At 54.6% G+C, this 17,143-nt stretch carries 17 protein-coding genes and 1 rRNA gene; 8 read left to right on the top strand and 10 right to left on the bottom strand.

The window, feature by feature from the left end; genetic code table 11:
- Positions 1-75 precede the first annotated feature (75 nt).
- The 5 genes from rseC to rseD are packed head-to-tail and all read right to left on the bottom strand — an operon-like array spanning position 76 to position 2,842.
- Positions 76-552, bottom strand: coding sequence for a SoxR-reducing system protein RseC (gene rseC, locus ACZ6J2_RS05340; RefSeq protein ID WP_023308850.1), 477 nt, complete (start codon positions 550-552; stop codon positions 76-78).
- Entirely contained in the window at positions 549-1,502 is a 954-nt protein-coding gene (rseB, locus tag ACZ6J2_RS05335; protein ID WP_023308851.1) for a sigma-E factor regulatory protein RseB, read from the bottom strand. The genes rseC and rseB overlap by 4 nt, the downstream gene beginning before the upstream one ends.
- The gene (gene rseA, locus ACZ6J2_RS05330; protein WP_008502186.1) at positions 1,502-2,152 is read right to left on the bottom strand and encodes an anti-sigma-E factor RseA; all 651 of its coding nucleotides are present in this window, start codon (positions 2,150-2,152) and stop codon (positions 1,502-1,504) included. Before rseA ends, rseB begins: the two co-directional genes overlap by 1 nt.
- Positions 2,153-2,183: 31 nt before the next feature.
- Positions 2,184-2,759: an RNA polymerase sigma factor RpoE gene (gene rpoE / locus ACZ6J2_RS05325; RefSeq protein ID WP_006176728.1), complete on the bottom strand. Its 576-nt coding sequence runs from the start codon at positions 2,757-2,759 to the stop codon at positions 2,184-2,186.
- The gene (gene rseD / locus ACZ6J2_RS05320; RefSeq protein ID WP_223862639.1) at positions 2,756-2,842 is read right to left on the bottom strand and encodes a rpoE leader peptide RseD; all 87 of its coding nucleotides are present in this window, start codon (positions 2,840-2,842) and stop codon (positions 2,756-2,758) included. Before rseD ends, rpoE begins: the two co-directional genes overlap by 4 nt.
- A gap of 340 nt (positions 2,843-3,182) precedes the next feature.
- On the opposite strand from rseD, the gene nadB reads away from it, so the two are divergent.
- On the top strand, positions 3,183-4,802 hold the full coding sequence (nadB, locus tag ACZ6J2_RS05315) for an L-aspartate oxidase (protein ID WP_471725086.1): 1,620 nt from the start codon (positions 3,183-3,185) through the stop codon (positions 4,800-4,802).
- On the opposite strand, the gene trmN is transcribed toward nadB, so the two are convergent.
- Complete coding sequence (trmN, locus tag ACZ6J2_RS05310; RefSeq protein WP_240608646.1) at positions 4,787-5,524, bottom strand: tRNA(1)(Val) (adenine(37)-N(6))-methyltransferase TrmN; 738 nt, start codon at positions 5,522-5,524, stop codon at positions 4,787-4,789. The two genes, nadB and trmN, sit on opposite strands and share 16 nt — an antisense overlap.
- A gap of 132 nt (positions 5,525-5,656) precedes the next feature.
- Here trmN and srmB point away from each other — a divergent pair, with 132 nt between their 5' ends.
- On the top strand, positions 5,657-6,985 hold the full coding sequence (gene srmB / locus ACZ6J2_RS05305) for an ATP-dependent RNA helicase SrmB (protein WP_047647043.1): 1,329 nt from the start codon (positions 5,657-5,659) through the stop codon (positions 6,983-6,985).
- A 51-nt stretch (positions 6,986-7,036) separates the two neighbouring features.
- Here srmB and grcA read toward each other — a convergent pair whose 3' ends face one another.
- Complete coding sequence (gene grcA, locus ACZ6J2_RS05300) at positions 7,037-7,420, bottom strand: autonomous glycyl radical cofactor GrcA (RefSeq protein WP_058841740.1); 384 nt, start codon at positions 7,418-7,420, stop codon at positions 7,037-7,039.
- Between the two features lie 314 nt (positions 7,421-7,734).
- Between grcA and ung the strand changes: the two genes are divergently transcribed.
- Complete coding sequence (gene ung / locus ACZ6J2_RS05295; protein WP_023308856.1) at positions 7,735-8,424, top strand: uracil-DNA glycosylase; 690 nt, start codon at positions 7,735-7,737, stop codon at positions 8,422-8,424.
- A gap of 48 nt (positions 8,425-8,472) precedes the next feature.
- Here the strand turns inward: ung and ACZ6J2_RS05290 are convergent, their stop codons facing one another.
- Positions 8,473-9,603, bottom strand: a complete 1,131-nt coding sequence (locus ACZ6J2_RS05290; RefSeq protein WP_029741125.1) for a tRNA/rRNA methyltransferase — start codon at positions 9,601-9,603, stop codon at positions 8,473-8,475.
- 204 nt (positions 9,604-9,807) lie between these two features.
- Here ACZ6J2_RS05290 and trxC point away from each other — a divergent pair, with 204 nt between their 5' ends.
- The 5 genes from trxC (at position 9,808) to ACZ6J2_RS05265 (ending at position 15,528) form a co-directional block, all read left to right on the top strand.
- A complete protein-coding gene (trxC, locus tag ACZ6J2_RS05285) occupies positions 9,808-10,227 on the top strand; it encodes a thioredoxin TrxC (protein ID WP_023308858.1) in 420 nt (139 codons plus the stop codon).
- Positions 10,228-10,296: 69 nt separating this feature from the next.
- Positions 10,297-10,995, top strand: coding sequence for a tRNA-uridine aminocarboxypropyltransferase (locus tag ACZ6J2_RS05280; RefSeq protein ID WP_471725085.1), 699 nt, complete (start codon positions 10,297-10,299; stop codon positions 10,993-10,995).
- Between the two features lie 35 nt (positions 10,996-11,030).
- Positions 11,031-13,694, top strand: coding sequence for a bifunctional acetate--CoA ligase family protein/GNAT family N-acetyltransferase (locus tag ACZ6J2_RS05275; protein ID WP_471725084.1), 2,664 nt, complete (start codon positions 11,031-11,033; stop codon positions 13,692-13,694).
- Positions 13,695-13,804: 110 nt separating this feature from the next.
- Positions 13,805-15,160: a CDP-diacylglycerol--serine O-phosphatidyltransferase gene (pssA, locus tag ACZ6J2_RS05270; protein WP_023333068.1), complete on the top strand. Its 1,356-nt coding sequence runs from the start codon at positions 13,805-13,807 to the stop codon at positions 15,158-15,160.
- Between the two features lie 44 nt (positions 15,161-15,204).
- Entirely contained in the window at positions 15,205-15,528 is a 324-nt protein-coding gene (locus tag ACZ6J2_RS05265) for a YfiM family lipoprotein (protein WP_471725083.1), read from the top strand.
- On the opposite strand, the gene ACZ6J2_RS05260 is transcribed toward ACZ6J2_RS05265, so the two are convergent.
- Both ACZ6J2_RS05260 and rrf read right to left on the bottom strand, forming a co-directional pair.
- Positions 15,525-16,820 (bottom strand): MFS transporter, encoded by a 1,296-nt coding sequence (locus ACZ6J2_RS05260; RefSeq protein ID WP_029741120.1) that lies wholly within the window; start codon positions 16,818-16,820, stop codon positions 15,525-15,527. The two genes, ACZ6J2_RS05265 and ACZ6J2_RS05260, sit on opposite strands and share 4 nt — an antisense overlap.
- A 209-nt stretch (positions 16,821-17,029) precedes the next feature.
- Positions 17,030-17,143: ribosomal RNA gene (gene rrf / locus ACZ6J2_RS05255) — 5S ribosomal RNA — on the bottom strand; the annotation flags it as partial.

The raw sequence follows: 17,143 nt of genomic DNA, 5'->3' as shown, positions 1-17,143 counted from the left end.
CACTTAGAAGCAGGTATAGCGTGAAGAAAGGCCGTTTTCTGTTTTAGGGTGTAAAAAATGATAAAGCCCGATGGATCACCGGGCCTCAGAAGAGAGCGTTTCAACACGAAGCTGGTCTGGCGCCAGCCCAACGCTGAGAATGACAGGCTGCCACTCCTCGCGCGCGGCGAGCGTCGGAGAGAGACCTTTGGCAAGCCAGAATCCCCCCACGCCACCCAATGCGGCACCGCACATAGCGGCCACATCGGTACCAAACAGCATCTGAAACAGGCCGCCCATGATAAACAGGCCGACCAGCGGAGAGAGATACACCAGCATAGCGGAGCTGAGCAGGCTGCCTTCCGCGATGCCCAGTTCCACCTTCTGCCCCGCCATCAGCGGCTGTTCGCTTGGCACAGAAATCGTGTGCGATGTTTGTGGCCCGAGCTTATTCAACACGCGGCTGCCGCAGCCGGCGCGTGATGCGCAGCTATTACATGAAGCTTTAACATCGCAGCTCACCAGCGCAATGCCGTTTTGCCAGGAGACAACCGTCGCCCACTCTTTGATCATTGTGCAGCCCTGAATTTAATGCTGTCGGAGATGCGCTTCGCCGTCTGCGGAGGGAGTTCTCCCACAATGGTGATCTCTGCGTTATCGCGTACCGTTGTACTCACCGTACGGCGCCCGGTACGCAGCATTTGTTCAGCGCTGTTTGCCGTTGCGCGATTGATATTCACCGAGAAGCTGAACAAACCATCCGAATAGAGGCGCGATTCTACCGGCGTTTCAATCGTTGGTAGCTGACGACGGCTGCTGGACACTTCGCTAAACCCTTGCGGGATCCAGGCAGGCACCCAGTTGAAATTAACGGAATCCCCGGCAGGAACAGAAAGCAGCGGCGGCAGGCTGGCCTTAGCCAGATTCTGCATGCTGTTACCAACCTGATTGTTCACGCTGAAGGAGATAACCCGGAACTGTTCCAGCGTTTCACCGTCACGGTCGAGCAGGTCAACACGCATAGGAAGTTTGGTTTCGGCATCAATCCAGACGATATAGCTGTAGCGCGTTCCGTCCCGGGCAACAACGCGAATTACCTCGCACAGTCTGTCCGCGATGCGGGTACGCCCTACCGAAATAAAATCGTAGTAAGGGGCAAGCCGTTTGAAGTCGGTGTAAATGAGTGACGGCAGGGAATCAACGATATAGTCGCCATTCAGCGTGAAAGGCTCCAGGCCTGGCTCGAAATAGCTGATTTCATTACCACGCTGGACCACTTCCCGACGCGGGCCATCCATCTGTAAAAGCTGGGCGAGCGGCTGATTATCAAGACGGGCATGGCGATAGCGTAACGACTCGACGCCCTGCTTATTGATGCTGATAAATGCCAACTCATAATTGAGTGACTGGCTGGCCAGATTCATTTGCTGCAACAACGCCCCGGATGAAACATCAGCCGAGGCGTTGGCAGAGAAGAACAGGCTACCCGCCATCAAAGACATGGCGAACCAAAGTTGCTTCATTACTGCGATTGCGTTCCTAAAGTTTGGTTTCCGGGCACCTGCACAGCAGCTTGCTGTGTCTGTGCCTGCTCAAACTGAAGCTGTTCGGAGTGCAGACGACGCTGCAACTCGTAATCCTGCAACATCGCATTAATGCGACGGCGCTGCTCCTGAACCTGCTGTTGCTGGCCGCCGCTGGCGGATGCATCAGCCGGTACGCCCAGGCTTACCGGGCTGGCTTTGCCCATCATCGGCAGTGTGTTAAACACTGGCGCTTCTGGCTGCTGATTAGTTTCAGACTGAGTATTATAGTGCTGGACGCCAACAATAACTGCAAGCGATACGCATGCTGCCACACCCATTTGGGTAAGCTGGCTGGCCCACGGACGCACCTTTTGCCAGAACGGCATTTTCTGCCACTGGTGAGGCGCGGGTTGAGCTTCAGGAATCAGCGGAGTGGTCTGATGAACAGGCTCATTCTCGATCGCCGCCATGACGCGGGCTGAGATATCGAAATGGAGAACCTCGCCGGTGTCACCGCGAAGGGTGTCACGGATGAGATGGTAACTCTCCCAGGTCTCTTGCATTTCGGGTGAATGAGACAGCTCGTTGAGCAGCTCGCTATCCACCGTTTCACCATCCATTAAAGCGGAAAGTTTTTCTTTCTGCATGCCTAATACCTTTTCCAGTATCCCGCTATCGTCAACGCCTGATAAGCGGTTGAACTTTATTATCAATAGCTTCTCGCGCACGGAAAATTCGTGAACGTACCGTGCCGACCGGACAATCCATGATAGCGGCTATCTCTTCATAGCTCAGACCATCCAGCTCCCGTAACGTAATTGCCATACGTAAATCTTCCGGGAGCGACTCGATCGTGCGAAAAACGATTTGTCTCAGTTCTTCTGACAACATTAAGTTCTCAGGGTTCGAAATTTCTTTCAATGCGCCGCCACTTTCGAAGTTTTCGGCGTCGATTGCGTCCACATCACTTGAAGGCGGACGACGGCCCTGAGCGACCAGATAATTCTTTGCCGTATTGACCGCAATACGGTACAGCCAGGTATAAAAAGCACTATCTCCCCGGAAAGAATCCAGCGCGCGATAGGCCTTAATAAAAGACTCTTGCACCACATCAGGCACATCGCCTGACGGTACATAGCGGGAAACCAGGCTCGCCACCTTATGCTGGTAGCGGACCACCAGTAGGTTAAAGGCTTTCTGATCTCCCTTCTGGACCCGTTCAACCAGGACCTGGTCCGTTAACTGCTCGCTCATCCGAGGTAATGTCTCCCCAAACCTAAATTCCACGCGTTATCGAAACGCCACTCTAAAAATACCGCACTTTGAGCAAGCACCATTTAGAGTGTCTGATCTTCAATAAGTTCCGTAACGCCTTTGTTTTTGTTCATCGCGCCGCAGACCGTTTATTTTCTCTCATTATAAGTCTGTTCACGATACGCACCACTTTATGACAAGAAACATCTTTTTCCCGCCAGAAGAGTAACGCAACACAGGCTTTATTTCACCACAAAATCTGACGCTAACGATCTGCTTCGCAAAATAATTTCACTCATTTACCCTCCGTTTACCTCCGCTTACGCGTTTAGCCATTGCGACAGCCTCTAAAAAAATACGTGCGATATATCGCATTCAGGTGCTATTCTGACCCAACACTGTTTAGTAAATTAAACAAAAATCATGAACACAACACCTGAACTCCATTGTGATGTACTGATCATCGGTAGCGGCGCTGCCGGTCTCTCTCTGGCGCTGCGCCTGGCCGAGCATCAAAACGTTATCGTTCTGAGTAAAGGACCGATAAGTGAAGGTTCCACGTTTTATGCCCAGGGCGGCATTGCCGCCGTGTTTGATGAGACAGACAGCATTGCTTCCCACGTCGAAGATACGCTCATTGCCGGGGCCGGGATCGTGGATGCACACGCCGCAGAGTTTGTCGCCAGCAATGCCCGTCACTGTGTTCAGTGGCTCATCGACCAGGGCGTCTTATTCGATACTCAGGTTCAACCCAACGGTGAAGAGAGCTACCACCTGACTCGCGAAGGCGGCCATAGCCACCGCCGCATCCTGCACGCAGCGGATGCCACCGGAAAAGAAGTGGAAACCACGCTGGTCAGCAAAGCGCTGAACCATCCTAATATTCAGGTTCTCGAGCGAAGCAATGCCGTTGATCTGATTATCTCTGACAAGATTGGCCTGCCCGGCACGCGTCGCGTGGTGGGCGCCTGGGTCTGGAACCGTAATAAAGAGAAGGTGGAAACCTGCCGGGCGAAGGCAGTGGTGCTGGCGACGGGCGGTGCCTCCAAGGTGTATCAGTACACCACGAACCCTGACATTGCCTCCGGAGACGGTATCGCTATGGCCTGGCGCGCAGGCTGTCGGGTGGCAAATCTCGAGTTTAATCAGTTTCACCCCACCGCCCTGTTCCATCCCCAGGCGCGCAACTTCCTGCTGACGGAAGCCCTGCGCGGTGAAGGCGCGTATCTGAAACGCCCTGATGGCTCCCGCTTTATGCCCGACTTTGACGCCCGGGGCGAACTGGCCCCGCGTGACATCGTTGCCCGCGCCATCGATCATGAAATGAAGCGCCTTGGCGTAGACTGCATGTATCTCGATATCAGCCATAAGCCAGCAGAGTTTATTCGCCAGCATTTCCCGATGATTTATGAAAAGCTGCTCAATCTTGGCATTGATTTAACGCGCGACCCGGTGCCCATCGTGCCAGCGGCCCACTATACCTGCGGTGGCGTAATGGTTGACGATCATGGACGTACTGACGTAGACGGTCTGTATGCTATCGGTGAGGTCAGCTATACCGGACTTCACGGCGCGAACCGTATGGCCTCTAACTCGCTGCTTGAGTGTCTGGTGTACGGCTGGTCGGCGGCGGAAGATATCACGAAGCGCATGCCTTACGCCCGCGAGACAGAGCACCTGCCAGCCTGGGATGAAAGCCGCGTGGATAATCCGGACGAGCTGGTCGTGATCCAGCACAACTGGCATGAGCTACGGCTGTTTATGTGGGACTACGTAGGGATTGTGCGCACCACGAAACGCCTGGAACGCGCCTTGCGCCGCATCACCATGCTGCAGCAGGAAATTGATGAGTATTATGCTAATTTCCGCGTATCCAATAATCTGCTGGAGCTGCGCAATCTGGTGCAGGTTGCCGAGCTGATTGTTCGCTGCGCGATGATGCGTAAAGAGAGCCGCGGGCTGCACTATACCCTGGACTACCCGGATCAGCTTGCTGAATCCGGCCCGTCGATACTCGCCCCGCAGGTTTACATAAACAGATAAAACGCCTGGGTCAGGGCAGTGTAATCTTCGGAATAGCGCTGGTCCGGCCCACGGATCACCATTCGATCATTAAAGCATTCACCCTCTTTTGGCGAGAGCGCCAGCAGCACGCGGTGCGGCAGTCGTCCTTCCGTATCCGAAATATCGGTACGCAGACGTAACGTCCAGCCGATCTCCTGCGCGATACTGATAAACGTGTTGCCGGTACTCTCTGGCAGGACCACACAGAAAAAACCTTCTTCGGAGATGAGCTCTGCCGCACTGGTGAGCAGCGCTTTATGATCGAGGGAGCCGGTATAACGCGCCTGTTCACGCTCGGGTGTCCCGCACTCAACGCCGGGTTCGTAGTAGGGAGGGTTGCTGACAATCAGATCGTAACGCGCGGTTTGTTCAGGCGCCCAGGCGAGTACGTCTGCGCATTCCACCTTCATTCGGACTGCCCAGGGGGATTCGGCCATATTGTCACTCGCCTGCTCTGCGGCCTGCGCGTCCAGTTCGACGGCATCAATGATGACATGTTCTTCCGTACGCTGCGCCAGCATCAGCGCCACCAGCCCGCTGCCGGTACCGATATCAAGAATACGCTTAACACCTGCGACAGGCGCCCACGCTCCCAGTAAAATACCGTCTGTACCGACCTTCATGGCACAGCGATCGTGCGCGACAAAAAATTGTTTAAACGTAAAACCATCGCGGCGCAGCTGCGCTTTGAGTTGAGACATGTCAGGGCAACCTTCTAAGTGAAACTGGAGTAGCATAGGGGAAAGCGAAGTGGCCGAAAAGCGATATCCATACAAACAGATGAAGATTACAGCCGTAACGTCTATAATCAGCGCCCCACACAGAGGTAGAACATGACTGTAACGACTTTTTCCGAACTTGAACTCGATGAAAGCCTGCTCAATGCACTTGAGAGCAAAGGCTTTACACGCCCGACCGCCATTCAGGCAGCGGCCATTCCGCCTGCGCTTGAGGGCCGCGATGTGCTCGGTTCTGCGCCAACCGGCACGGGGAAGACAGCAGCCTATTTGCTGCCTGTGTTGCAGCATCTGCTCGACTTTCCGCGTAAAAAATCTGGCCCGCCGCGTATTTTGATCCTGACGCCTACGCGCGAACTGGCAATGCAGGTTGCCGATCACGCGCGTGAACTCGCGGCAAATACTCATCTGGATATCGCTACCATCACCGGCGGCGTTGCGTACATGAACCACGCCGAAGTGTTCAGCGAAAACCAGGACATCGTCGTTGCGACGACGGGCCGCCTGCTGCAGTACATTAAAGAAGAGAACTTCGACTGCCGCGCGGTTGAAACGCTGATCCTCGACGAAGCCGACCGCATGCTGGACATGGGCTTCGCACAGGATATCGAGCACATTGCAGGGGAAACGCGCTGGCGTAACCAGACGATGCTGTTCTCTGCCACCCTCGAAGGGGAAGCGATCAAAGACTTCGCAGAGCGTCTGCTGGAAGATCCGGTGGAAGTCTCGGCGACGCCGTCCACCCGTGAGCGTAAGAAGATCCACCAGTGGTACTACCGCGCGGACAACCTTGAGCACAAGGTCGAATTGCTGAAACACCTGCTGAAGCAGGAAGATGCGCTGCGCACAATCGTATTTGTGCGTAAGCGCGAGCGCGTGCACGAGCTGGCTGAGATGCTGCGTAACGCCGGGATCAACAACTGCTATCTTGAAGGCGAGATGGCGCAGATCAAGCGTACCGAAGGGATTAAGCGTCTGACCGATGGTCGCGTTAACGTGCTGGTTGCGACTGACGTTGCCGCACGCGGGATCGACATCCCGGACGTCAGCCATGTCATTAACTTCGATATGCCGCGCAGCGGAGATACCTACCTGCACCGTATTGGCCGTACCGGCCGCGCGGGCCGCAAAGGGATTGCGATTTCACTGGTCGAAGCGCATGACTACCTGCTGCTGCAGAAAATTGGCCGCTATGTTGATGAGCCGCTGAAAGCGCGCGTTATTGACGAACTCCGCCCGACCACGCGTGCGCCGAGTGAAAAGATGACGGGTAAACCGTCCAAGAAAGCGCTCGCGAAACGTGCTGAGAGAAAAGAGAAAGAAAAAGAGAAACCGCGCGTGAAGCAGCGCCACCGCGATACCAAAAATATTGGTAAGCGCCGTAAGCCAAGCTCTGCCACACCAGAGACGAAAACTGAAGAGTAAAAAAAAAGCCGGGGAAATTCCCGGCTTTTTTATTCCCCCCTGCTGAAGCCGTTACAGGCTTTCAGTAAAGGTACGGGCGATAACGTCGCGCTGCTGTTCTGGAGTCAGTGAGTTAAAGCGAACCGCATAGCCAGACACGCGGATGGTCAGCTGTGGGTATTTTTCTGGATGCTCAACGGCATCCATCAGCGTTTCGCGGCGCAGCACGTTTACGTTCAGGTGCTGACCACCTTCCACGCGCACTTCCGGCTGCACTTCCATAGGAACTTCACGGTATTCAATTTCGCCCAGTTTGTTTACCGGTACGATTTCATCTTCAGCAAAACCCGCTTTCGCAACGACGCAGCGCGCTTCGTTCTTCTCGCTGTCCAGCAGCCAGAAAGAATTGAGCAGATCGTCATTTGCAGCTTTAGTAATCTGGATACCTTTGATCATGTGTTGCCTCCCTTAGGCTACATTAACTCGTGTCGGCCTCTCGCGGCCAATTGGTAAAACCATTGTTTCTTGTGTGTATATATAACATTCACACCCCGGCGATTTATTGATTTAAATCAACAAAAACACCAACCACATAAAGAGTGTGGTTTAAATTTATTGTTTTAGATCAATTTAACAGCCTTACCAATTCAACTTACCCTGTATCTTTTCAAAATAAATTTAGCCACTTAGCACGTATTTCAGCGCGTAATTTTGCTCACCGGGGTGAAACAGGTAAGCTAGTCAGAGATTGAGATTCGCAGGAGAGCGAGATGACGACACCTTTAACCTGGCATGACGTGCTGGCAGAAGAAAAGCAGCAGCCTTATTTTATCAATACGCTCAGCACCGTTGCCGCTGAGCGTCAGTCCGGACAGACGATTTACCCGCCGCAGAAAGACGTGTTTAACGCCTTTCGCTACACAGAACTGAGCGATGTGAAAGTGGTCATTCTGGGTCAGGATCCCTATCACGGCCCCGGGCAGGCGCATGGGCTGGCGTTTTCCGTTCGTCCGGGCGTGGCGATCCCCCCTTCTCTGCTCAACATGTATAAAGAGCTTGAAGCAACCGTGCCCGGTTTTACCCGGCCAAACCACGGTTACCTGGAAAGCTGGGCGCGCCAGGGGGTGCTGTTACTGAATACGGTGCTTACCGTACGGGCCGGTCAGGCGCACTCGCACGCCAGTCTGGGCTGGGAGACGTTTACCGATAAAGTCATCAGCCTGATCAACGAGCATCGTGAAGGGGTGGTGTTTTTACTCTGGGGTTCTCACGCGCAGAAGAAAGGGGCGATTATTGACCGTCAGCGTCATCACGTGTTGAAGGCACCGCACCCATCACCGCTGTCTGCACATCGCGGTTTCTTTGGCAGTAATCATTTTGTTCTGGCGAATGAATGGCTGGAAAAACGTGGCGAAAAGCCAATTGACTGGATGCCTGTATTACCGGCAGAGAGCGAGTAGTTTGAGGTTGTATGCCCGGCTCACCGGGCATACAAAAAGCATAATGGCTTATGCCTTGTTCTGACGCCACCATTCGGCCAGCAGTACGCCGGTCGCAACGGATACGTTCAGACTTTCCACATTGCCTGTTCCGTCGATAGAGACGCTCAGATCCGCACTGGAGAGCGCCGCGTCAGACAGACCATCACGTTCCTGACCTAATACCAGCACCATTTTGCGCGGCAGCGTCGCTTTAAACAGCGGCGTACCGGCATGGCTTGAGGTGGTCACGATGGAATAACCCGCTTTACGGAACTGCTCGAGGGCGTCCAGAACGCTGTCGCCGGTGATCGGCTGTACGTGCTCGGCTCCGCCTTCCGCAGTACGGATCGCGGCGCCGGATTCCAGCAGCGCGGCATCCTGCAACAGCACGCCTTTCACGCCAAAGTGCGCGCAGCTGCGCATCATTGCGCCCAGGTTGTGCGGGTTGCCCACATCTTCCAGGGCCAGCACGCAGTCATCGGCATCCGCCTGGCTGACCCACTGCTGCACGGTCGTGCCGTTACGCTTTTTGATCAGGAAGCAGACGCCGCCGTGGTGTTCAGTGCCGGACGCTTTGGTCAGCTCGGCATCATCAACCACGTGGTAGGCTTTACGGTTCGCGGCCATCCAGCGCAGCGCTTCTTTAAAGCGCGGGGTCACGCTCTGGATAAACCAGGCGCGGACGATACACTCAGGACGGCTCAGGAACAGCGCCTGGCAGGCGTTCTCGCCATACACGCGGGTCTCTTCCGCACGCTGACGGCGCAGCACTTCCGGGTCGATAAAGCTTTTACCGCTGATACCGCCGTGATCGGCTTTTTCAGGCGTCTCATCGCCAGGGGCGCGAGAAACGGTGCGCCACGGGGAGGCGTTATCACGTGAGAAGTCATCACGCGGACGATCGTCGCGTGGACGGTCACTGCGTGGGCGGTCGGAACGCGGACGGTCATCGCGTTTGCGATCGTCACGTTTGCGGTCATCACCGCGGTTATTTCTGTCATCGCGGGCGGGGCGACGGCCACCGTCTGCACGAGAAGACGCCGGACGCCCGCCACCTTTTCCGGTACGCGGATTTTGGGTGCGTTTATCAGAGTCATCATCACTGCGGACATACATCACTTTGACCTTGCCGCTTTTGTTTTTCATTTCGTCGTTCATGCTTTTCTCCACCAGCGCTGCGCGAAGCGCGCAGATTACCCGATGTGCCAGCGCATAGCCATAATTTCGTACAAAAGCCTGTGACTATTGTTCTCATTGAATAAAACGCATTGTTGTTTCAAACAGGCTCATTGATAATATGTAACATATTAGAAACATTATCGGCGCTGTGCCGCTGTCCCACGGCTCTATCAGAGGTTAGTTATGAATACCGTATGTGCCAACTGTCAGGCTCTTAATCGCATTCCGGACGATCGGATGGAAGATGGTGCGAAATGCGGACGTTGTGGCCATGAATTATTTGATGGCGATGTCATTAACGCGACGGGTGCTACGCTGGACAAACTCCTCAAGGACGATCTTCCTGTCGTGATCGATTTCTGGGCGCCATGGTGCGGCCCTTGCCGTAGCTTCGCGCCGATTTTCGAAGATGTGGCCGAAGAGCGCAGCGGAAAAATGCGGTTCGTTAAGGTCAATACCGAAGCCGAACCCGAACTGAGCGCACGTTTTCGTATTCGCAGCATCCCGACCATTATGATTTTCAAAAATGGCGAAGTGATCGATATGCTCAACGGTGCGGTTCCAAAAGCACCTTTTGAAAGCTGGTTAAACGAGTCGCTGTAACATTCACGGGGCACGTCTTGTGCCCCGCTCCCGCCTCTGCGAAAATAGCGTTTTTACTGCATTTCGCCCATGACTGATAACGCCGTTCTTAAATTACGCGCCGAACGCCTTGCGCGCGCCACCCGACCGTTCCTCGCCCGAGGCAACCGTATTCGCCGCTGTCAGCGCTGCCTGCTGCCGCTGAAGGTTTGTCTGTGCGAGACGCTCGCTCAGAGTACGGCGGAGAGCCGTTTTTGTCTGGTCATGTTCGATACCGAGCCGATGAAACCCAGCAATACGGGGCGTCTTATCGCCGATATTCTGCCGGATACCGCCGCGTTTCAATGGTCCCGTACGGAGCCGCCTCAGGCCCTGCTCGATTTAGTGGCCAGCCCCGACTATCAGCCGATGGTCGTCTTCCCCGCGTCTTATGCAGGTGCGGAGCGCCAGGTGCTTTCAACGCCGCCATCCGGTAAACCGCCGCTGTTTATCATGCTGGACGGTACCTGGACCGAAGCGCGAAAAATGTTTCGCAAAAGCCCGTATCTCGACGCGCTGCCGGTGATTTCTGTCGATCTTTCCCGCGTCTCCGCCTACCGCCTGCGTGAAGCGCATGCTGACGGGCAATACTGCACCGCCGAAGTGGCGATTGCGCTTCTGGATTTAGCGGGAGATACCGCTGCGGCTGGTGCCCTGGGCAACCATTTCTCATGCTTCCGGGAGCGCTATCTGGCGGGAAAAACCGTTCATAAGGGCAGCGTCACAGCGCCCGAGCCAGAAAGCGTTTAAAATCATCAGGTCGCTTGCATTCACAGGAGGCCTGCATGAGCCAGCGAGGGTTAGAAGCGCTACTTCGTCCTAAATCCATTGCCGTTATCGGCGCATCAATGAAGCCGGATCGTGCTGGTTATCTGATGATGCGCAATCTGCTGGCCGGGGGTTTTAATGGCCCCGTCATGCCCGTCACGCCGTCTTATAAGGCCGTTCAGGGAGTGCTTGCATGGCCTGATGTGCAAAGCCTGCCTTTCGTGCCGGATCTTGCCGTACTCTGTACGAACGCGAAGCGCAACCCGGAACTGCTGGAATCACTCGGCAAGAAAGGGTGTAAAACCTGCATAATTCTCTCGTCTCCGCCTGAACAGAAAGCCGAGCTTCTGGCCTGCGCCAGCCGCTATCAAATGCGCATTCTCGGGCCAAACAGTCTGGGCCTGCTCGCCCCCTGGCAGGGGCTGAATGCCAGTTTCTCCCCGGTTCCAATCCGCAAAGGCAAACTGGCGTTTATCTCGCAGTCGGCTGCGGTATCGAACACCATCCTCGACTGGGCGCAGCAGCGTGAAATGGGATTCTCCTACTTCATTGCCCTGGGCGACAGCCTGGATATCGACGTTGATGAGCTGCTGGATTTTCTGGCGCGTGACGGCAAAACCAGCGCGATCCTGCTTTATCTTGAGCACCTCAGCGACGCGCGTCGTTTTGTCTCGGCTGCGCGAAGCGCTTCGCGCAATAAGCCGATCCTGGTGATCAAAAGCGGACGCAGCCCTGCGGCACAGCGTCTGCTGCATTCTCATTCCGGCATGGATCCCGCCTGGGACGCCGCCATTCAGCGCGCGGGGTTGCTGCGGGTACAGGATACGCACGAGCTTTTTTCCGCCGTTGAGACGTTAAGCCATATGCGCCCGTTGCGCGGTGAGAAGCTAATGATTGTCAGTAACGGTGCGGCGCCTGCCGCGCTCGCGCTGGACGAGCTGTGGCGGCGCTTCGGCAAGCTGGCAACGCTGAGTGAAGAGACGCTGCAGCGCCTGAAAGAAGCGCTTCCGACCAGCGTGATGCCCGGCAATCCGCTTGATTTGCGCGATGACGCCAGCAGCGACCGCTATATCAGGGCGATATCCATTTTGCTGGATAGCCAGGATTTTGATGCGCTGATGATTATCCACTCCCCCAGCGCGGTCGCGCCGGGCAGTGAAAGCGCGCGCGCGCTCATTGATGCCGTGCGCAACCATCCGCGAGGTAAATACGTTACGCTGCTCACCAACTGGTGCGGTGAGTTTTCCTCTCAGGAGGCGCGGCGCTTGTTCAGCGAGGCCGGGCTGCCAACCTACCGCACGCCGGAAGGCACCATCACCGCATTTATGCATATGGTGGAATATCGCCGCAACCAGAAACAGCTGCGTGAAACACCGGCTTTACCCGGGAATCTGACGGCGAACACCGTCGACGTTCACCGGCTGTTGCAGCAGGCCATTGAAGAAGGCGCGACCTCGCTTGATACCCATGAGGTCCAGCCCATTCTGGGCAGCTACGGGATGCAAACCCTGCCGACCTGGATCGCCGGCGACAGCGCAGAGGCCGTGCATATAGCCGAACAGATTGGCTATCCGGTGGCCCTGAAGCTGCGTTCCCCGGATATCCCGCATAAGTCTGATGTTCAGGGGGTGATGTTATACCTGCGTACGGCGACTGAGGTGCAGCAGGCAGCTGATGCCATTTTCGACCGGGTCAAAATGGCCTGGCCGCAGGCAAGGATCCACGGATTGCTGGTGCAAAGCATGGCAAACCGCGCAGGGGCTCAGGAACTGCGGGTAGTGGTTGAACACGATCCCGTCTTCGGCCCGCTCATCATGCTGGGAGAGGGTGGCGTTGAGTGGCGTCCGGAGGAGCAGGCCGTGGTGGCGTTACCGCCGCTGAACATGAACCTGGCGCGTTATCTGATCATCCAGGCGATCAAAAGTAAAAAGATCCGTGGCCGGAGTGCGCTGCGCCCGCTTGATATTGCCGGGTTAAGTCAGTTCCTGGTGCAGGTGTCTAACCTGATTGTGGATTGTGCCGAAATCCAGCGGCTGGACATTCATCCGCTGCTCGCCTCGGGCAATGAGTTTACGGCGCTGGACGTGACCCTGGATATCGCGCCATTCGAAGGAGACAGAGAGAGCCGTCTGGCGATCCGCCCGTATCCCCTGCAGCTGGAAGAGTGGGTTGAGATGAAGAATGGGGAACGCACCTTGTTCCGCCCTATTCTGCCGGAAGATGAGCCCCAGCTGCGGGCCTTTATCTCTCAGGTCACGAAAGAGGATCTTTATTATCGCTATTTTAGCGAAATCAACGAATTTACCCACGATGATTTAGCCAATATGACCCAGATCGACTACGATCGAGAAATGGCGTTTGTTGCCGTTCGTCGTTCCGATAAGGGGGATGAGATCCTCGGCGTCACGCGTGCGATTTCTGACCCGGATAACGTGGATGCGGAGTTTGCGGTGCTGGTGCGCTCCGATCTTAAAGGCCTGGGTCTGGGCAGACGGCTGCTGGAAAAACTCATCAGTTATACGCGAGATCACGGATTGTTACGCCTTAATGGCATTACTATGCCTAACAATCGCGGTATGGTGACCCTGGCGCGAAAACTTGGGTTTGACGTTGATATTCAGCTGGACGAAGGTATTGTGGCCTTGTCCCTCAGTCTGACATCAGCAGACAAACGCGAGTAAGCTACTGGAAATGTTACCCACTTTGGACGGGACTGGTGGTATCATTGTCCGCTTATGTTGTTTGCATGGTACAGACAACCCTTCAATGAACAGAGAAGAAATGCACTGTGATGTTGTCAAAATTTAAGCGTAATAAACATCAACAACACCTTGCTCAACTACCGAAGATTTCTCAGTCAGTTGATGATGTAGAGTTCTTTTACGCTCCCGCTCATTTTCGGGAGACGCTTCTGGAAAAGATTGCCAGCGCCACGCGACGCATTTGCATTGTAGCGCTCTATCTTGAACAGGATGAAGGCGGGCGCGCGATCCTGAACGCGCTCTATGAAGCCAAACGTCAGCGTCCGGAACTTGATGTTCGCGTGCTGGTAGACTGGCATCGCGCTCAGCGTGGCCGTATTGGCGCTGCCGCCTCAAACACCAATGCTGACTGGTATTGCCGCACGGCGCAGGAAAATCCTGGCGTTGATGTGCCTGTTTATGGCGTCCCGGTAAATACCCGTGAAGCGCTCGGCGTCCTTCATTTCAAGGGATTCATCATTGATGACAGCGTACTTTACAGCGGCGCAAGTCTGAATGATGTTTACCTTCATCAACTCGATAAATATCGCTACGACCGCTACCATCTGATCCGTAATCCGCAGATGGCCGATATTATGTTTAACTGGGTTGATAAAAATCTGGTCCATGGCCGTGGTGTTAATCGCCTTGACGATCCCGAACGCCCTAAAAGCCCGGAAATCAAAAACGATGTTCGCGCCTTCCGCCAGGAGCTGCGTGATGCGGTCTATCATTTCCAGGGCGATGCGAACAACGAAGAGTTATCCGTTACCCCGCTGGTAGGGCTCGGCAAATCAAGCCTGCTGAACAAAACGATCTTCCATCTGATGCCGTGCGCGGAGCAGAAACTCACCATCTGTACGCCGTACTTCAACCTTCCTGCCGTGCTGGTGCGTAATATCATTCAGCTGCTGCGCGACGGTAAAAAAGTGGAAATCATCGTTGGTGATAAAACCGCAAACGACTTCTTCATTCCTGAAGATCAGCCGTTCAAAATCATCGGTGCGCTGCCTTATCTCTATGAGATTAACCTGCGCCGTTTCCTGAGCCGTTTACAGTATTACGTAAACACTGACCAGCTGGTTGTGCGTCTCTGGAAAGATGAGGACAACACTTACCATCTGAAAGGAATGTGGGTCGACGATGAGTGGATGCTGCTGACCGGTAATAACCTGAACCCACGCGCGTGGCGACTGGATCTGGAAAACGCTATCCTGATCCATGACCCGCAGCACGAGTTAGCCGCAAAACGTGAGCGTGAGCTGGAGCTGATTCGCACACATACCACTGTGGTTAATCATTACCGCGAACTGCAGAGCATTGCCGATTATCCGGTAAAAGTCCGGAAGCTTATCCGCCGCTTACGTCGTATCCGTATCGACCGACTTATCAGCCGTATTCTGTAATGTCCAGGCCCTGCCACCCGCAGGGCTTTTTTATGGAGCCGTTGATGCGTATTCCTCTGTTACTTAGCGTCCTCTGTCTGACTGGCTGTAGCCATATGGCCAACGATAACTGGTCCGGACAGGATAAAGCCCAGCATTTCCTCGCTTCCGCGATGTTGTCCGCAGCCGGTAATGAATATGCGCAGCATCAGGGATACAGCCGGGATCGTAGCGCGGCGATAGGGTTGATGTTCTCAGTCAGTCTTGGAGCATCAAAAGAACTGTGGGATAGCCGCCCCGCAGGGAGCGGCTGGAGCTGGAAAGATTTCGCCTGGGATGTCGCCGGCGCAACGACCGGCTATGCCGTGTGGCAGATGGCGCGCTATTAAAGTCGAATGCCTTTCCCTTTGCGATGCAGCATCAGGGAAACAATAAAGGCCAGTGCGCCCATTATCGTTACGTACCAGAAGAATGTCGTTTCACTTCCCCATGATTTAAGCGATAACGCAACGTACTCTGCCGATCCGCCAAACAACGCATTAGCTACCGCATAAGAGAGCCCTACCCCTAAAGCACGTACCTGCGCCGGGAACATTTCGGCTTTCAGTATTCCGCTAATAGAGGTATAGAAACTGACAATCACCATCGCCAGCATCACCAGCGCAAACGCGGCATACGGCGAAGTCACGTGCTGAAGGGCAGACAGAATAGGTACGGTACATAACGCCGACAGGCCGCCGAAAATCAGCATCGACGTACGTCGACCGATTTTATCCGAGAGCGCACCAATAATGGGTTGTATGAGCATAAAGACAAACAGCGCCACGGTCATGACTACGCTGGCGACGTTTGCGTGCATGCCGGTGGTGTTCACCAGGTACTTCTGCATGTAGGTGGTGAATGTGTAAAAACTGAGAGAGCCGCCCGCAGTAAAGCCCAGCACCATAAGGAAAGCTTTGCGGTTACGCCATAACCCTTTGAATGTTCCAGCCTCCTTCAGCGTTCTGACTTCCTTCTGAGAGGTTTCATCTAACTGACGGCGTAGCCAAAGTGCGACAACCGCCAGTACTGCGCCCATCGCGAAAGGAATTCGCCATCCCCAGGCGTGAAGTTGTTCGTCCGTCAGAATTTGCTGCAGGATCACCACCACAAGAATGGCCAGCAGTTGACCACCAATCAGCGTGACATACTGGAATGAGGCGTAAAAACCTTTACGGCCTTCCAGGGCAATCTCACTCATGTACGTCGCACTGGTACCGTATTCTCCGCCCACCGATAATCCCTGAAATAAGCGGGCCAGTAAAAGTAGCGCCGGTGCCCAGGTACCAATCGATTCATATCCCGGTAAGCAAGCGATCACCAGAGAACCAAAGCACATCATGCACACCGAGATCAGCATAGAAGCCTTACGGCCGCGACGATCCGCAATGCGGCCAAACAGCCAGCCCCCGATGGGTCGCATCAAGAATCCTGCGGCAAATACCCCCGCCGTTTGTAGCAGCTGAGTTGTGGTGTTGCCGGATGGGAAGAAAATATGTGCGAAGTAGAGTGAACAGAATGAGTAGACGTAAAAGTCGAACCATTCAACCAGATTCCCTGAAGAGGCGCTGACGATTGCCCATACCCTTCTTCGGGTATCACTGTTAGCCAGCGTCCCGTTTGATGTAATGCTTTCTGTCATTGTGATTATGCTCCTGCCATAAACAGCGGCGTATTGAGCCAGGAGACTCAATTACCTCGTAAATGAAATGTTATAATTTTGTTATAAATAACATTGAGACAGGGATCACACATTCCATTAGCAGGATAAGGGATTAAGAGAAAGGCCAGAGAGGATAAGCACAAAGCAAAAAACCCCGCACCTTACGGTACGGGGTTCTTTTATTTGATGCCTGGCAGTTCCCTACTCTCACATGGGGAGACCCCACACTACCATCGGCGCTACGGCGTTTCACTTCTGAGTTCGGCATGGGGTCAGGTGGGACCACCGCGCTAAAGCCGCCA

This window comes from Enterobacter sp. E14S (assembly GCF_055666685.1).
The sequence above is the reverse complement of the archived record's forward strand: the minus strand, read 5'-3'. Positions and strand labels throughout refer to the sequence as shown.

Excerpts from the sequence above, each read along its gene's own strand:
- rseC (WP_023308850.1), bottom strand. The coding sequence starts at position 552 with ATGATCAAAGAGTGGGCGACGGTTGTCTCCTGGCAAAACGGCATTGCG.
- rseB (WP_023308851.1), bottom strand. The coding sequence starts at position 1,502 with ATGAAGCAACTTTGGTTCGCCATGTCTTTGATGGCGGGTAGCCTGTTC.
- rseA (WP_008502186.1), bottom strand. The coding sequence starts at position 2,152 with ATGCAGAAAGAAAAACTTTCCGCTTTAATGGATGGTGAAACGGTGGAT.
- rpoE (WP_006176728.1), bottom strand. The coding sequence starts at position 2,759 with ATGAGCGAGCAGTTAACGGACCAGGTCCTGGTTGAACGGGTCCAGAAG.
- rseD (WP_223862639.1), bottom strand. The coding sequence starts at position 2,842 with ATGGTGCTTGCTCAAAGTGCGGTATTTTTAGAGTGGCGTTTCGATAAC.
- nadB (WP_471725086.1), top strand. The coding sequence starts at position 3,183 with ATGAACACAACACCTGAACTCCATTGTGATGTACTGATCATCGGTAGC.
- trmN (WP_240608646.1), bottom strand. The coding sequence starts at position 5,524 with ATGTCTCAACTCAAAGCGCAGCTGCGCCGCGATGGTTTTACGTTTAAA.
- srmB (WP_047647043.1), top strand. The coding sequence starts at position 5,657 with ATGACTGTAACGACTTTTTCCGAACTTGAACTCGATGAAAGCCTGCTC.
- grcA (WP_058841740.1), bottom strand. The coding sequence starts at position 7,420 with ATGATCAAAGGTATCCAGATTACTAAAGCTGCAAATGACGATCTGCTC.
- ung (WP_023308856.1), top strand. The coding sequence starts at position 7,735 with ATGACGACACCTTTAACCTGGCATGACGTGCTGGCAGAAGAAAAGCAG.
- ACZ6J2_RS05290 (WP_029741125.1), bottom strand. The coding sequence starts at position 9,603 with ATGAACGACGAAATGAAAAACAAAAGCGGCAAGGTCAAAGTGATGTAT.
- trxC (WP_023308858.1), top strand. The coding sequence starts at position 9,808 with ATGAATACCGTATGTGCCAACTGTCAGGCTCTTAATCGCATTCCGGAC.
- ACZ6J2_RS05280 (WP_471725085.1), top strand. The coding sequence starts at position 10,297 with ATGACTGATAACGCCGTTCTTAAATTACGCGCCGAACGCCTTGCGCGC.
- ACZ6J2_RS05275 (WP_471725084.1), top strand. The coding sequence starts at position 11,031 with ATGAGCCAGCGAGGGTTAGAAGCGCTACTTCGTCCTAAATCCATTGCC.
- pssA (WP_023333068.1), top strand. The coding sequence starts at position 13,805 with ATGTTGTCAAAATTTAAGCGTAATAAACATCAACAACACCTTGCTCAA.
- ACZ6J2_RS05265 (WP_471725083.1), top strand. The coding sequence starts at position 15,205 with ATGCGTATTCCTCTGTTACTTAGCGTCCTCTGTCTGACTGGCTGTAGC.
- ACZ6J2_RS05260 (WP_029741120.1), bottom strand. The coding sequence starts at position 16,820 with ATGACAGAAAGCATTACATCAAACGGGACGCTGGCTAACAGTGATACC.